Genomic DNA, 15,169 nt, shown 5'->3' with positions numbered 1-15,169 from the left:
TAGTTTGTTATTGATTTATTTTTCTACGCTTGCATCTATTTCTACAAACAGCTATTGCTTATTATATCAGATAGAAATTGCTACTTTTTTCTAAAAAATCAACTTACGTTGAGCCATGTTTGTAACTTGATGGAAATGTAGGAGGCGCGCAACAGTCCGGTTTAATTATTTTATCGAAAAGGGGTAAATGAGTGTTGAGCGGGAATAAATGGCAATTAAAGAAATTCTACTCTTCTAACCGTTAGTTACAAGAGTATAATTAGAAAGATTAAAAATTAATTGGAAGTGTAAACTAAATCACTGTAGAAATGCTGGTCTTCTGAATTGCTGCAGCCACTTTTTCCATCAACCATAAGGGAGTTGAGGTGGCCCCGGCTATGCCTACAGTAGCCGCATCAGTGAACCAATCCTCTTCCAATTCGTCAGTATTTGAAATGAAATAGGAATTGGGATTGATAGCTTTACATACAGAATACAAGGCCTTCCCGTTGGAACTCTTTTCCCGCTTACAAAAATGATAACATCATGAGCTGCAGAAAACTTTTTCAATTGTGGTTCGCGGTTAGATACCTGACGGCAAAGTGTATCATTGGAGATGAAATCCCCTTCTTCAAGTGAACCTTTAAAACTTACAAATCGTTCCTGAATGAGGCGCTCCATCTTTTCAAAACCGGCAGTGCTTTTGGTGGTTTGGGAGAAGAAATGTACCGGCTTGCTGTAGTCGATGGCATTCAGGTCTTCCTCTGAAAAAACTATAATAGCTTGTCCATTGGTCTGACCGATCAAACCGTTTACTTCTGCATGTCTGGGCTGACCGTAGATAACAATCTGGCCCCCATGCAGCAAAATATCTTCAAAGCTGGTCTTTACCCGATGTTGTAATTTCAAAACTACCGGACAAGAAGCATCAATTAATTCTATGTTATTTTGAAGGGCAAGTTGATAAGTAGATGGAGGCTCACCGTGTGCCCTGATCAGCACCTTGCAGTCTTTGAGTCCTGCCAGTTGTTCGTGGTTGATTATTTCCAGCCCCTTCGCTTTTAACCGTTCTACTTCTTCCCCATTGTGCACAATATCCCCGAGGCAATACAATTTACCCGTTCTGTCGAGTTCATCTTCTGCCATTTGGATGGCATAAACAACTCCAAAACAAAAACCGGAATTCGGGTCGATATTGATTTTCATGAGTTCATTCACCTTTAATTTACAACGTCTAATAGACGATTTTGTTTATACTGAAGCCGGACGGGGTTTCTTGGAAAGTTTGGCTACCTCTTCCAAAACAAATTCGACTTGTTCTTCTTGTGTCAAGTAAGTATTATCGAGTACTATGGCTTCAGCAGCTTTGCGGAGTGGACTTTCTTCCCGATGAGTATCTTCATAATCTCGTCCGACTATGTTTTGAATTACTTCTTCAAGTGAAATTTTTAAACCTTTGTTTGACAATTCTTTATACCTGCGCTCTGATCTGACCATTGGATCCGCTTTCATAAAAATCTTAAGGTCTGCATCCGGGAAAACAGTGGTGCCGATATCCCTTCCATCCATCACCAGGCCACCTTCTCTGGAAGCTTGTTGTTGCAATTTAACGAGGCGTTTACGAACGGCTTTCAATGCACTTACATGACTCACTTGTTCACTTATTTCCATCGAGCGAATTTCTTCCTCTACATTTTTCCCATTTAGGTAGACCTCGCTAAAGCCGGAATCGGGATTGTATTTAAATGAAATATGAATCTTATCCAGAATAGCATTGTAATCGTACGTGAAATCATGCAGTTCTTCCGGGGAAGGAATTGGGATGTTGTTTTGAAGAAAATACAAGGTCACTGCTCGGTACATGGCCCCGGAATCGATATAATGGAGCCCCAATCTACGAGCCAAAGCCTTGGCCACAGTACTCTTGCCACAAGAAGAATAACCATCAATGGCAATGATAAGATAGGGATTCATGCGATACAAAGTTATGAATTTTACCTGCTTTTTACTAGTGAAATTGAATTTTTAATAACAGAAAATCAGGAATAAGTTTTAACTATTAAAATCCGGTCATTTTATGCTGTTTTTAAGAACTTCCTGAAACGCAAACAGGATCCCTCAAGGAGATCCCGTTTACCCAATCAAACCATAAAACACATCTTTTTACTCAGCGAACCAGTTCTATGCGCCGATGTAATACATTTTTATCCGTCTCTATTGTGTAGAAATAAACTCCGGGTGCCATTTTACTTCCATCCAGTTCGAACTGGTAGGTAGCCCCTTTTTCTACAAGGTCATCAAATATTTGTCCCATAAATCCACCCAGATTATTGAATAGTTTTACCCGAACAAAGGCATCCTGATCTGCCATATAGAATATTGTTGTGTTATCCGTGAATGGATTGGGATAGGCAGAAGTAATTTGCTCCGTATGCAATTTGAGCACATTAGGGATATGCCGTACTCCATCCGCCTTTCCATAGCTGTACATAGTTGCAAGAATTAAGGCAACCATTAGGAAATAGAAAGGTTTGGACAACATGTTGTTTTCAGGTTGCCTGCAAATTACATCGCATTGCCACTTACTACTTTTACTTTTTTACCAAACAAGTAAAATCCTTGATGAACATTGAAAAAATGAACGTGAAAAATTATTGCCGGAAGGGATCTCTGGGAATCCAGTCCTCTGAAATGTTTTCAGGTAGTAGTTTCTTTAAAACGCCGTTTAACAGTCTGTTATTTAGCTTTATATAGGCATTATAAGGATAACTGACCGCCCCTACTGTTGTTTTCATTTCGAGTGCGGTCCGACCAAATGACACGACCCGGGCTTTTACATCAATGGCCATTTCGATGTAGAGGTAGAGGATGTTCAGGTACAATGAAAACTCCTTATTGTGATGATAATCAATACCAATATGGTGAGCCTCGAAATGATCCTCGTCTTGAATTCCTATTAAAAATGCGATCGACTCATTGTTATAAAATAGTCCCTTGATATCGACTTTTTCTCCTAAATGCTTCGAAGGCGAAATGATATAATTGACATCCGGTTTTATAATTCTTACCGGAGATTTTTCCTGGACAGCAGTGTACAATTCATTTATCCGTTCCCGGTTTTCGATTATAAATGGAGTATCAAGGGTACGTACTTCACAATGTCCGAGTTTTTTTTTCGCCTGATTAAAGCGCTGACGGTATTTTGAGCTGAGAGCATCCACATAGTCCGAAATGGACCCCCATTCCGGTCGAATGGCCATCTTCATAATGGGATCCATCGCCAAATGATGGTAGTACGATGGCCTTAGAATAGTATGAAGTGGGTCGGAATCCACAGGAAAATCCTTAATAATCTCAGCTACAACTTTACCATTTCGCTCCAATTCATGACGAAGCTGGGCTAATGCATGCGGAAAATTTGCATAGATGGACTTATCGTCAGAAGATAATCTCCCTATACCATAATCCCCGCTTAAACACATGCTTCCGGATATAATCAGGTAATGTGGTTTATCTTTTTTAACGCCGAAAAGCAAATTCTGCAGCAGCATCGATAAACCGGAAAGTAACTTGTTGTAAGGCTCAAAATGCACAATTTGCCCCAGTTCCTGAGCCGATAAATTGATGATTTGAAAATAATACAATCCTTCTACTTTTCCCTGCTTCAGGTAAGGAATATATCGATATTCCACTCCCGGAATGGCAGCTTCTTCAACAGCCTCCAGGTATTCTTTCTGCAAAAAAAAGGAATGAAAAGGAGGAGTATTCCCGAACAGTTCTTTGAAATGACTGTGAATTGTTATGCGATCGGAAAGAATGGTGGTTTGTTTATCGAACATAAAGAGGAAGCAAATGTAGGACGGATCAGTACAGCAGTTATTTGAATCAGGGATTAATTTTCAATTTATTGTAATTTTTCAGTGATACTTTGTCATTTTCACCTTCTAATCACAAAAAATGATTTTATTTTACCGGTTCAACTTACAACATGAAAAAAGCAATTATTGTTAGTGCCCTACTTTCCTTTTTTACCATTGATGTGCTGTTTAGTCAGGAATTCATCTACCCTGAAACAAAAAAAGCAGAACAGAAAGATGATTATTTCGGTACTCTTGTCGAAGATCCCTACCGGTGGTTGGAAGATGATCATTCGCTCGAGACCAAGGCCTGGGTAATGAAGCAAAATCTGTTTACCGAGAAATACCTGGTACAAATCCCCTTCAGAGATTCTTTAAAATCAAGAATGAAGCAACTCTGGAGTTTTATCAGTTATAAGGCACCATTTCGTTGTGGAACGGGTTATTTTTATTATCGCCATGATGGAGTTCAAAACCAACCTGTTTTATTCTTTATGAAAGGAGTTGATTTCGTGCCCTACTCCTATTTCGATCCCAATTTAATTTCTAAGCAAGGTACTACTGCCTTAACTCAAACGGTTCCTTCTTCTGATGGTGTATACCTCGCCTTTCAGGTCTCAGAGGCAGGCAGCGATTGGAACGATATCCGGATCAAGGAGGTCAAAACCATGAAGTCGCTTCCGGAAGTACTTAAAGGCGTAAAATTCAGTAATATCGCCTGGTTTAAAGAGGGGTTTTTCTACAGCAGATATGCGAGTACAGACCAGCTCAATGCTAAAAATGAGTATCATAAAATTTATTATCACACGCTGAATACACCGCAAGAACAGGATTCATTGATTTGGGAAGACAAAGAACATCCGCTTCGTAATTTCTCAGCAACGGTGACCGATGATCAGCGATTTCTGGTAATTAGCGGTCACGAATCCACTTCAGGAAATAGTGTGTATGTAAAAGATTTGAAATCAGGTAAGGGCGGTATTGTGCAAATCGTGAAATCGTTTGAAAATGATTTTGATTTACTCGGAAATATTGGAGATCAGTTGGTGTTTATGACCAATTACAAAGCCGAAAGAAAAAAGGTGATCGGGATTGATTTCAAAAATTTCCAGCCGGTCAATTGGAAAGACCTGATTCCGGAACAAACGGAAATATTGAGAGATGCCAAAATGTGCTGGAAGAATATCGTGGGACATTATATGAAGGATGCGGTGAGTAAATTGTATGTCTTCAAGCCATCGGGTATAAAAACCACAGAGATTCCCCTCGCCGGTTTGGGAACCATAGATGATCTTACGGGTTCCGTGGCAGACAGTATGATCTTTTTCTCGTATTCTACTTTTACTTCACCCGGCATCGTCTATCGTTATAATTTATCGTCCTCTAAACTGGGCGTGCAATTTAAAAGTCAATTGCCGTTTAACCCGTATGATTTTGAGACGAAACAGGTCTTTTATACCAGCAAGGATGGCACTAAGATTCCTATGTTTTTAGTGCATAAGCGGGGGATGAAACCTGAGAAGTCTACCCCTACTCTGCTCTTTGGTTATGGTGGATTCAATATTTCTAAAACACCTGAATTTAAACCGGAGCGATTGGTATTCCTTGAAAATGGAGGATTGTTCGCTATGCCTTCCTTGCGTGGAGGTGGAGAGTATGGCTCTGCCTGGCATGAAGCCGGGACCAAAGCAAAGAAACAAAACGTTTTTGATGATTTCATAGCAGCAGCCGAGTACCTGATTCAGGAAGGATATACGTCTCCGGAGAAATTGGCTATCAGTGGAAGGTCCAATGGTGGATTATTGGTGGGAGCTGTAATGGCGCAACGCCCGGAATTGTTCAAAGTTGCTTTACCTGCTGTGGGTGTAATGGACATGCTCCGCTTTCAGAAATTTACCATAGGCTGGGCATGGACGTCCGATTTCGGCAGCAGTGACGATCCGGAGCAAATTAAAGCATTGATAAAATATTCGCCCTTGCACAATCTCAAAGAGGGTAAAAAATATCCTGCTACTCTTGTCACCACTGCCGACCATGATGATCGAGTGGTGCCCGGACATTCATTTAAATTTATCTCGAGATTGCAGGAAGTTCAAAAAGGCGAAAATCCTGTCCTTATTCGGGTAGATGTAAATGCCGGACATGGCGCCGGAAAGCCCACCGGAAAATTAATTGATGAACAAAGTGATATCTTCGCTTTCCTGTTCTATAACCTTGGAATGAAATTATGAAAATTAAGCAACTATTAACTGTATTCTTTTTCACTTGCCTGGCGCTTTTAAATTCCTGCGAGGAAGACGATGCTTTAGGTCCGATGGAATTTAAGTTTACAGGCTTGAAAGACACTCTCAATTACCAGGGCGTTACCTTAGAGCGAACAGTGAGTGTTTACTTTTTAGGAGGTTCAAAAGAAAAGGTCACCCTTTCTGCAACAGGAATGCCACAGGGTACTTCGATTTCATTTTCACCGGCTACTTTGGATGGCGAAGGTTCCAGTACCCAAAAGATCACTTCCACCGCCATTGCCGATACCGGAAATTACGTAATTACCGTAACGGGAACTACGGAATCCGGGAAAAGCCTGATAAAGACCTTTAATTTATATGTTTCCCGGTTGCCGAACAATGCCCCTAGGGTATTTTTAACCGGTGGAAACAATATCATCCATGAATTGAATGCTCCATTTGTTGAACCCGGCTGGATTGCAGGAGATGAGGAAGATGGAGATTTGACAGCGCAGGTCACCAGTTCCGGAACTGTAAATGTGGATTCTGTAGGGCAGTATTTTCTTTCCTATGTGGTTACCGATTCCGAAGGTCTTAAAGACAGTGTGGTGCGGACGGTGAATGTCAGAAACAGTCTTAATTTTTTAAGTGGTCAATACAATGCCACCACTACCGATTTGCAAACTCTGGCTATGCGAAACTGGATCACTACGGTTTCAGCATCCGTTAATACAAACAATCAGATCACGATATTTAAAATCTCAGATTGCTTTTATGCCAATGCCATTCTGACCTATGATCCGGCAAAAGACAGCATTTATTTGCCTTCACAAACCTTCACCTGTGTAACCGCCATCGATAGTTTACCCCATACTTTTCAGGGTGCCGGAGTGATAATTCCCGGAGCGATTGACCGGATCAGAATCGAATATACCAATACATGGATTGATACCAGTCTGGGAACGCCGGTTACCTTACAACTCAAGGACGAGTATGAAATGTTTTAATTGCTGTTAATAGTCATTCTACGCAGATAATTCACTTGTCCGGTATGATAAGCCAGATGAGCTAAAAGATGAGCAAGTGCATCATCAATACAAAGTATTTTTCCTTTAAAATCCTCAGGATAATTTCTTAATTTATCCTCAGTAGTCAGTGGGCTCAATACAGATATTACGATCATTTTAGCTTTCTCCAGTTCCCCTAACACCTGAGTTTTGGTTAACCCCTTTTCACTAAACTCCAACTCACGTTGACGCACATACCCTGATTTGCCCAAAATGGCCCCAACAAAATGCTGCAGATTTCCGGCAATATGCAAGGCCAGATTCCCCGGCGAATTACTAATTCCTTCGTGAATAGCCCATAGCGATTGATCATCCGGAAAACTTTCCACTTCCTTCTTCAACTGCTCCAGATAATTTTCAAATTGAAATAATGCTGCCATAATTTAATTGTCTTTTACGTTTTTACTGATCCTTGCAAAAATCAAGAAAAGCATCTTTGAAAAATCGGAATTTCAATTAAATTCTGATGGGCCGCAGATTTATTAAGATTATTAAGTTTTGTTATGATAAACCCCTGCGACCCTTGCGTATCCCTAGCGACGTTGCGGTTCACTAAAACAATTTCGTCTATAAAACTCAATGGCTTTGATGAATTAATGATTTAATATCCTGAATCTTCGGGACGATGGATGTTAATCGATAAATATGCCTCCCTACGAGAATCAAGCAGCAAAAAATACTATTGTAACCTAAAATTTATTGATCTTCGACGAAACACATTCGAGTTCGCCTCAAAACGGCATCCCCGGCAGCAAATCTCTTCCTGCGGATTTCATCTCGGCTTCGTTGACTTTTTCTGCGGCTTCCAGGGCTCTGGTTATGGCGATTTCCAGGAGTTCTTCTACTTGTTCCTTTTTTTCGGGGAAAAGCAGATGTGGAGCGATTTCCACGGAGAGCACTTTCCGGTTACCATTCATGGAAATTTTGACTTCATTGTCGCCGGCAGTTCCTTCCACAGAGATGGTTTCGAGACGTGCTTTTGCCTCTTCCATCTTCTTTTTTAAGTCTCCAAGTTTGTTGATCAGGTCGAACATTTTATTCAGGGTTGGGTTTGAGTAGCAAAATTAAACTTAGTTTGCCAAGGGAGGTAAAATATTTACTAAATTGATTTTTAAGCATTAATAGTCGATGAAATCTGGAAAATTGCCGACATATTAAACAGTTTAGGACGATGCTGATCTTTTCTCTACATTAGGGCCGAAATACCTAACAACTATATGAGCGATCAACGGACCATCGGCCATCCCAAGGGCCTTTATGTACTCTTCATCACAGAAATGTGGGAGCGATTCAGTTATTATGGCATGCGTGCCATTTTTGTTTTGTTTCTCACCAAGGCGCTGGTGATGAGCGATAAGGATGCATCTAATATTTATGGAAGTTTTACAGGTCTGGTGTACCTGACTCCATTGATTGGCGGATATATCAGTGATCGATATTGGGGGAACCGAAGGAGTATTTTTATAGGTGGAATTATGATGGGTATCGGACAAATTTTAATGTTTATGTCGGGTAATTCATTGGGTACAGCTATGGCGAGTCCGCTCATGTTAAGCGGTCTTACTTTGCTGATCATCGGAAACGGTTTCTTCAAACCCAATATTTCAACGATGGTGGGTCAACTCTATCCTAAAGGAGATGGACGTATAGATGGTGCATTTACCATATTTTATATGGGGATTAATCTCGGCGCTTTCTTTGCTCCATTAATTTGTGGAGGATTGGGTGATACCGGCGATGTAGGCGATTTCAAATGGGGCTTCCTGGCGGCTGGTGTTGGAATGATTGTATCGGTCATCACTTTCGAGTTTTTGAAAAATAAATACATCATCGATCCCGATGGAAATGCAGTGGGCTTACCTCCTTCTCATTATAAATCGTCAGCGCCATCGGATCAAAAAGAAGCATTGCCTACCAATTATGGGAAAATGGGAATGATTGTTTTAATAGGAGTTGTTTTAGTCTATGTTTTTCATAATTTCATGGGACTTGATTTAATTGGTGGGTTCATATTTGCCTCGGCTATTGCTGTCCCGGCGTTGATTATAACGGATGGTTCATTGAGTAAGGATGAAAAAGAACGCATATGGGTGATTTTCATTCTGGCCTTCTTTGTGGTCTTCTTCTGGAGCGCCTTTGAACAGGCCGGAGCCTCTCTTTACCATTTTTGCAGATAAACAAACTGACCGGCATATCGGAAGTTGGGAAATGCCTGCTTCCTGGTTTCAATCGATAAATCCATTGGGAATTATACTTCTTGCGCCCTTGTTCAGCAGCATGTGGGTTGGAATGAACAGAAGAAAGATGGAGCCTTCCTCTCCGCTGAAAATGGCTGCAGGTCTGGCTTTATTGTGTTTAGGATATATTGTCATTGCCGTTGGTGTTAACGGTGTGGATGCCTCAACTAAAATTTCCATGTGGTGGTTGATCACCCTGTACATTTTACATACCATGGGCGAACTTTGTTTATCACCTATCGGACTTTCCATGGTATCTAAACTGGCTCCGGTACGTTTTGCTTCTCTCCTTATGGGCACATGGTTTCTGGCCAATGCAGCAGCCAATAAGCTGGCAGGTAGTCTGAGTGCATTGATTCCTCCCGGCGCAGGTGAAGCAGCAGTAGCAGCAGGTGATAATCCAAAGTTACTGGGATTTGAGATCACTAACTTATTCGAATTCTTCAACATCTTCATCATCATGAGCGGCGCTGCAGCAATAATTCTATTCATACTGTACAGGAAGCTACTGAAGATGATGCATGGTGTTAATTAAAAATTTATTCAGAATTCAGAATTCAGCAATGCAATCTTAATTCTGCAATCTTAATTCTAAATTCTGCATTCTAAATTCTGCATTCAAATTCTGCATTCAAATTCTTAATTCTTAATTCTGAATTCTGAATTCTGAATTCAACCAAAGGTTATGGCGCAAACACTCGAACAAATACAAGACTTCAAGGGTAAATATCCAAAGCAATTATGGTATCTTTTCTTCTCAGAGATGTGGGAGCGTTTCTGCTTCTACGGTATGCGCGGAATGCTCACCGTCTTTATGGTGAGTCAACTTTTGATGAAAGAGGATACAGCAAATCTTCAGTATGGTGCCACTCAGGCATTTGTCTATGCTTTTACTTTCATTGGCGGACTCTTCGCGGATAAGATCCTGGGGTTCAGGAAATCGCTCTTTTGGGGTGGATTGATGATGATTACCGGCAGTTGTATTCTGGCTTTTAATCCTCATGATTTATTCTTCATGGGGATCAGTTTCACGATCATTGGAACCGGATTCTTCAAGCCGAATATTTCCACAATGGTTGGAGCCTTGTATCATGAAAATGATTCGAGAAGAGACGCCGGATTTTCATTGTTTTATGCGGGCATCAACGTAGGGGCCTTTGCTGGGTGGATATGCCTGTATTGCCATTGCACAGAGTTATTCCTGGAATCTGGCTTTCGGATTAGCCGCCATTGTAATGACCATAAGTTTGCTTACTTTTCTATTCACACAAAAGAGTCTGGGACCCATCGGACTTTCTCCCTATCTCGTTAAAGGAATCAAGGGAAAGCAATGGCATGAGTACGCTACTTATCTGGGCTCGCTTGCCGTAATTCCATTGATCATGATCATGGTTTCAAAGACTGAGTACACCGATTATTTCATGTACACCATCGGACCGGTTACGCTGATTTATATTTTTTACGAGATGTCGAAATTTAGTATGGTGGAAAGGAAGAAGCTGATGGCGGCATTAGTATTCATTATCTTTTCCATTCTCTTCTGGGCATTTTTCGAGCAAAGTGGCGGATCTCTGGCTTTGTTCGCTGCGAATAACTTAGATAATGATATCGCCGGCATTCAATTCAATCCCAACGGCGTGAACAATGCAGCCAACTCGCTCTTCGTCATCATTTTTGCACCACTTCTGGGACTACTATGGATATGGTTGAGTAAACGAAATAAAGAACCCAATACAGTAATAAAATTTGGTCTCGGATTTTTATTTCTTTCATTGGCCTTCTATGTGTTTTATGCCACCCGGTTTTTTGCCACTGTTGAAGGGATGACATCACTGGAGATATTTACGCTGGCTTACTTTATCATCACTTTCGGGGAACTCTGCCTCTCACCTATTGGTTTATCCATCATGACGAAGCTTTCGCCTCAGCCGTTGCAGGGGGTGATGATGGGGATGTGGTTTCTTGCCAGTGCGTATGGACAATATGTCGCCGGAATTTTAGGTGCCGGGATGGCCTCTCCAAAAGATAATGCGAGTCTGACTGAAAAGCTGATCTCTTATACTGACGGTTACCATCAACTGGCCATTTATGCATTGGTTTCAGGAGTTGCATTAATTATTATTTCCCTTGGTCCGAAAATTGATGGGCGAGGTAAAATAAATTGAAATATTCGTAAATTAGTACATTAAAAATCTAAATCCATCCTTCATGCACATCCGTCTAAAGTCATTAGTAATTGCCTTATCCATCTTCTTCACCTTCCCAACTTTCGCTCAAGCACAGGATGCCAAACCCAATACGACTTCTATTTCGTGGATGAGCTTCGAAGATGCAGTCGCGTTAAATGATAAAGCACCTAAAAAAATATTCATTGATGTTTACACGGCCTGGTGCGGCTGGTGCAAAAAGATGGATGCAAGTACTTTTAAGGACACAGCAGTTGTTAAATATATTGCAGACAATTATTATGCGGTGAAATTAGATGCAGAAACGCGCGATACCATTTTATTCAGAGATAAGATTTTTGTGTATAAGCCGGAGTTCAAAGCCAATGAATTGGCGGTTTCCTTACTCAATGGAAAAATGGGCTATCCCAGTTTTGTGGTGATGGATGAAAAATATTCTCTTCTTACTCCCCTATCCGGATTTCAAACTACCCAGGATTTGATGCCCATATTAACTTTTTATGGTAGTAATGCCTATCAAACAGTGAAGTGGGAAGAGTATAAAAAGTAAAGTTCCGGCTTCCGGCTTCCGGCTTCCGGCTACCAGCTACCAGCTTCCGGCTACCAGCTACCAGCTTTCCGGCTACCAGCTACCAGCTTCCGGCTACCAGCTTTCCGGCTACCAGCTAACGGCTACCTGATTGTGGCTTCCGGTAGTGGGCATTATTTTTTGTTAGGAAGCTTTGATCAAGAGCGGTTTTTTCCTTGAGATGGATTCTCCGGACTATGTGCTTTGAATAAAGTATGCAATTTTTATAGAAGAATTAGTTATTAATTGAATTTTTCTAGGGTTCACGCAGATCCTGATAGCTATCGGGAGCTGAGCCGCAGAGATAATTTCTTCATTTAAAATTCAAGTGCATAAAAGAAGCAGAGAATCTATTTTATAAAAAAATTGTATTCAAAAATTCAACCCTTCAATACCTGGTCTGCAACTCACCGCCCACCGCCCTTAGCTCACAGCCGGAAGCCGGAAGCCCAAAGCAAAGCGTCTAAAAATAAAAATTCAAATTCAACGATCCGGATGCATTGTCATTGTCGAATAAGAAATTGGATGATTTACCCGAATTGGTCACGGTAGATTCAGCGGAAGAGCCATTCCAGGTTTCTGTTTCCACTTCTCCACGTCCTTTTGATTGCAAGGTTGGACCCCAGCCAAACTCAGCGCTCAGGGAAGCCTTTGCAGCAAAGAAATATTCAACACCAATTAATCCCCTCAGGTTAAAGCCAAAACCATTTCCGGGCTTTGAAGATTTTAATCGCGTGACCTGATTTTCGCTGCTGAGTGGATTTCCGTAACTATAGGTTGTTTTATCAGTTGTTATTTTGAAAAGTAATTCTCCTCCGTAAAATCCGCGAACTCTTCCCTGTCCTCGCCATTTTTGAAGTCCGCCACCAATGGTAATGTTGCTGGTAGATAATTTTGTCTCATCTGAAACCGTTTCATTCGGATTCGTACTTCCTATTCTTGGCACTAAAGTATCCGTCTTTTCAACACCGAAACCCATCCTCACCTTTCCTCTGATCGCTGTATTTTCCTTAATCACATAGAGTCCCGTAATGGTGAGCGGATGATAAGCGGTAAAACCGGCAATAGGGGTTTCATTGTTATCATTAAACAAACTCCCCATAAACCGAAGGAAGGGTACGGCATCAAAGCCTAGTGCAATTTCTCCTTTTTCAGGAGTGATGACGATGCCATCGCGGTTTTTAAAAGGTTCTTGTGCAAATAGCAGGGAGGTGCTTAGGAGCAGACTGGCTAGTAAAATCGTTTTTTTCATAAGTGTATTTTTCAAATTACGATTGTTGATGAATCAATTTTATAGGAGAGGAGTTACTAAGGATTTTGATGTGAAGTGTTGAATCGATCTGCTTTGTCGAATATATTATTTACGAAAATAACTTATGTAGCCAATATTGTATTTATTCTGAGAAGCTCCATGTCGAGGGGTTCATGTTGTTTGGTAGCCTGACTGAATGGAGTAAAGAATTTTTCTCCTTTAAGTATACCAATCATCTTTCTGTTTTCACCTGCCAACAGCGATTCTACCGCCCATACACCGAACTTCGCGGCAAGGATGCGGTCAAAGGCAGTTGGACTTCCTCCTCGCTGCACATGACCTAATATGGTGACTTTCGTGTCGTAATGCGGTAATAATTCCTTTATTTTATGTGCAACTTCATCCGCCCCGCCGTTCTTCTCTCCTTCTCCTACAATAATAATACTGCTGTTTTTATTATTCGATTTCCCTTCTTCCAGCTTCTGAATCAATTCATCAAAGTCAGTCACAATTTCAGGCAATAGAATTTCTTCCGCGCCCCCTGCCAATCCTGCCCATAAGGCGATGCAACCCGAATCTCTCCCCATTACTTCAATAAAGAAGCAACGGTCATGCGAGGCTGCGGTATCTCTGATTTTATCCACTGCTTCAATTACATTATTCACGGCAGTATCAAATCCCAGTGTGTAATCTGTTCCTGTAAGATCATTGTCAATAGTACCGGGAATGCCAACGATTCGAATATCCGGATATTTTGTACAGAAGGCTTCGGCACCTTTAAAGGTTCCATCTCCACCAATTGCAACAATAGCATCAATTTGATGTTGCTTTAAATTTTCATACGCCTTTTGCATCCCTTCCGGTGTCATAAAATCCTTGCTGCGTGCTGCTTTCAGGATAGTACCTCCCCGTTGAATAATATTACTCACTGAACGGGACGTAAGGGGCTTAAATTCATCTTCAATCATTCCCTGATAACCACGCATAATGCCATAAAGCCGAAGCTTATTGACTAACCCTGTTCTGACCACCGCCCGGATACAGGCATTCATTCCGGGAGCATCACCTCCTGAAGAGAAAAACGGCTAAACGTTCAATTTTTTGCATCGTAATTTAATAGGGTTTTTTAAAACTAATCGTTTAACGTTAAAGTTCGCAGGTTAGTATAACCGGTTAATATTTGTAAGGGTATCGTGGAGAGGACTTTTTCAATTAGAGCAGTCCTCTGTCCATCATTATTTTTACTTTCAGAATAGAAGCAACACTTAACCCATCTTTTATCTCTCCTCTAAACACCATTTCTACTACCTCTTCGAAAGGCAATTTTCGCACGTGCAACTGCTCCGTTTCTTCCGGAGAATTTCCAACTTCCGACAAATTCTTTGCAATATAGGTATACCCTGTTTCATCCGAAACGGAGTTGCTTAATTGCGATTCTAAAACAAGTTCCCAATGTGCTGCCTGCAATCCGGTTTCCTCCTCCAATTCACGTTTAGCGCCTTCCAGTGGATCTTCTCCTTCCGGACACCCTCCTTCCGGCACTTCCCATTCGTAGGTATTTAAGGTGTAACGGTATTGACCAACGATCCAGGTATTGTTATTTTCATCGAGTGGAATAATAGCAATGGCTTTATTTTTAAAATGTACCACTCCATAAATACCCGGATTACCGGATGGGTTCAGCACCTTAGACTCCACCACCCGAATCCAGTTGTTATCATATTTTACCTCGGAGCTTAATGTGGTCCAGGGGTTCTTTGTAGATGGTGTTGTCATTTTCAGAACTTTTTCTGTAGTT

11 protein-coding genes and 3 pseudogenes are annotated in these 15,169 nt (G+C 41.1%); 5 read left to right on the top strand and 9 right to left on the bottom strand.

All coding sequences use genetic code 11. From position 1 onward, the window contains the following. Positions 1-292: 292 nt before the first annotated feature. The 4 genes and pseudogenes from IPJ86_13490 to IPJ86_13475 all read right to left on the bottom strand — a co-directional run bounded on the left by IPJ86_13490 (position 293) and on the right by IPJ86_13475 (position 3,818). A pseudogene (locus tag IPJ86_13490) lies at positions 293-1,185 on the bottom strand (4-hydroxy-3-methylbut-2-enyl diphosphate reductase). 45 nt (positions 1,186-1,230) lie between these two features. Next, positions 1,231-1,953: a (d)CMP kinase gene (locus tag IPJ86_13485; protein MBK7888253.1), complete on the bottom strand. Its 723-nt coding sequence runs from the start codon at positions 1,951-1,953 to the stop codon at positions 1,231-1,233. A gap of 193 nt (positions 1,954-2,146) precedes the next feature. Continuing rightward, positions 2,147-2,494 carry a T9SS type A sorting domain-containing protein gene (locus tag IPJ86_13480; GenBank protein MBK7888252.1) on the bottom strand — a complete coding sequence of 116 codons (348 nt, stop codon included), beginning with the start codon at positions 2,492-2,494 and terminating at the stop codon, positions 2,147-2,149. A gap of 136 nt (positions 2,495-2,630) precedes the next feature. Further along, on the bottom strand, positions 2,631-3,818 hold the full coding sequence (locus IPJ86_13475; protein MBK7888251.1) for a GNAT family N-acetyltransferase: 1,188 nt from the start codon (positions 3,816-3,818) through the stop codon (positions 2,631-2,633). 149 nt (positions 3,819-3,967) lie between these two features. On the opposite strand from IPJ86_13475, the gene IPJ86_13470 reads away from it, so the two are divergent. Then, entirely contained in the window at positions 3,968-6,067 is a 2,100-nt protein-coding gene (locus IPJ86_13470) for a S9 family peptidase (protein MBK7888250.1), read from the top strand. Then, the gene (locus IPJ86_13465; GenBank protein MBK7888249.1) at positions 6,064-7,068 is read left to right on the top strand and encodes a DUF5011 domain-containing protein; all 1,005 of its coding nucleotides are present in this window, start codon (positions 6,064-6,066) and stop codon (positions 7,066-7,068) included. Before IPJ86_13470 ends, IPJ86_13465 begins: the two co-directional genes overlap by 4 nt. Here IPJ86_13465 and IPJ86_13460 read toward each other — a convergent pair. Together IPJ86_13460 and IPJ86_13455 are read right to left on the bottom strand one after the other, a co-directional pair. Continuing rightward, positions 7,065-7,508: a DUF1572 family protein gene (locus tag IPJ86_13460; GenBank protein MBK7888248.1), complete on the bottom strand. Its 444-nt coding sequence runs from the start codon at positions 7,506-7,508 to the stop codon at positions 7,065-7,067. The two genes, IPJ86_13465 and IPJ86_13460, sit on opposite strands and share 4 nt — an antisense overlap. A gap of 351 nt (positions 7,509-7,859) precedes the next feature. Then, entirely contained in the window at positions 7,860-8,162 is a 303-nt protein-coding gene (locus IPJ86_13455) for a YbaB/EbfC family nucleoid-associated protein (GenBank protein ID MBK7888247.1), read from the bottom strand. 243 nt (positions 8,163-8,405) lie between these two features. On the opposite strand from IPJ86_13455, the pseudogene IPJ86_13450 reads away from it, so the two are divergent. The 3 genes and pseudogenes from IPJ86_13450 (at position 8,406) to IPJ86_13440 (ending at position 12,101) form a co-directional block, all read left to right on the top strand. After that, positions 8,406-9,900: pseudogene (locus IPJ86_13450) on the top strand (peptide MFS transporter). 150 nt (positions 9,901-10,050) lie between these two features. Further along, a pseudogene (locus tag IPJ86_13445) lies at positions 10,051-11,525 on the top strand (peptide MFS transporter). A 48-nt stretch (positions 11,526-11,573) separates the two neighbouring features. Continuing rightward, entirely contained in the window at positions 11,574-12,101 is a 528-nt protein-coding gene (locus IPJ86_13440; GenBank protein ID MBK7888246.1) for a DUF255 domain-containing protein, read from the top strand. A gap of 481 nt (positions 12,102-12,582) precedes the next feature. Here the strand turns inward: IPJ86_13440 and IPJ86_13435 are convergent, their stop codons facing one another. From IPJ86_13435 to IPJ86_13425, 3 genes are all read right to left on the bottom strand, one after another. Next, positions 12,583-13,371 carry a hypothetical protein gene (locus IPJ86_13435; protein MBK7888245.1) on the bottom strand — a complete coding sequence of 263 codons (789 nt, stop codon included), beginning with the start codon at positions 13,369-13,371 and terminating at the stop codon, positions 12,583-12,585. A 122-nt stretch (positions 13,372-13,493) separates the two neighbouring features. Continuing rightward, complete coding sequence (gene pfkA, locus IPJ86_13430) at positions 13,494-14,423, bottom strand: 6-phosphofructokinase (GenBank protein ID MBK7888244.1); 930 nt, start codon at positions 14,421-14,423, stop codon at positions 13,494-13,496. 160 nt (positions 14,424-14,583) lie between these two features. Further along, positions 14,584-15,147: an NUDIX hydrolase gene (locus IPJ86_13425; GenBank protein MBK7888243.1), complete on the bottom strand. Its 564-nt coding sequence runs from the start codon at positions 15,145-15,147 to the stop codon at positions 14,584-14,586. Positions 15,148-15,169 lie beyond the last annotated feature (22 nt).

This window comes from Bacteroidota bacterium (assembly GCA_016713925.1).
Taxonomy (GTDB): Bacteria; Bacteroidota; Bacteroidia; order AKYH767-A; family OLB10; genus JAJTFW01.
The sequence above is the reverse complement of the archived record's forward strand: the minus strand, read 5'-3'. Positions and strand labels throughout refer to the sequence as shown.

Coding starts and splice junctions, on each gene's coding strand:
- IPJ86_13480 (MBK7888252.1), bottom strand. CDS start 2,494: ATGGTTGCCTTAATTCTTGCAACTATGTACAGCTATGGAAAGGCGGAT.
- IPJ86_13440 (MBK7888246.1), top strand. CDS start 11,574: ATGCACATCCGTCTAAAGTCATTAGTAATTGCCTTATCCATCTTCTTC.
- IPJ86_13425 (MBK7888243.1), bottom strand. CDS start 15,147: ATGACAACACCATCTACAAAGAACCCCTGGACCACATTAAGCTCCGAG.
- pfkA (MBK7888244.1), bottom strand. CDS start 14,423: ATGAATGCCTGTATCCGGGCGGTGGTCAGAACAGGGTTAGTCAATAAG.
- IPJ86_13475 (MBK7888251.1), bottom strand. CDS start 3,818: ATGTTCGATAAACAAACCACCATTCTTTCCGATCGCATAACAATTCAC.
- IPJ86_13460 (MBK7888248.1), bottom strand. CDS start 7,508: ATGGCAGCATTATTTCAATTTGAAAATTATCTGGAGCAGTTGAAGAAG.
- IPJ86_13470 (MBK7888250.1), top strand. CDS start 3,968: ATGAAAAAAGCAATTATTGTTAGTGCCCTACTTTCCTTTTTTACCATT.
- IPJ86_13455 (MBK7888247.1), bottom strand. CDS start 8,162: ATGTTCGACCTGATCAACAAACTTGGAGACTTAAAAAAGAAGATGGAA.
- IPJ86_13435 (MBK7888245.1), bottom strand. CDS start 13,371: ATGAAAAAAACGATTTTACTAGCCAGTCTGCTCCTAAGCACCTCCCTG.
- IPJ86_13485 (MBK7888253.1), bottom strand. CDS start 1,953: ATGAATCCCTATCTTATCATTGCCATTGATGGTTATTCTTCTTGTGGC.
- IPJ86_13465 (MBK7888249.1), top strand. CDS start 6,064: ATGAAAATTAAGCAACTATTAACTGTATTCTTTTTCACTTGCCTGGCG.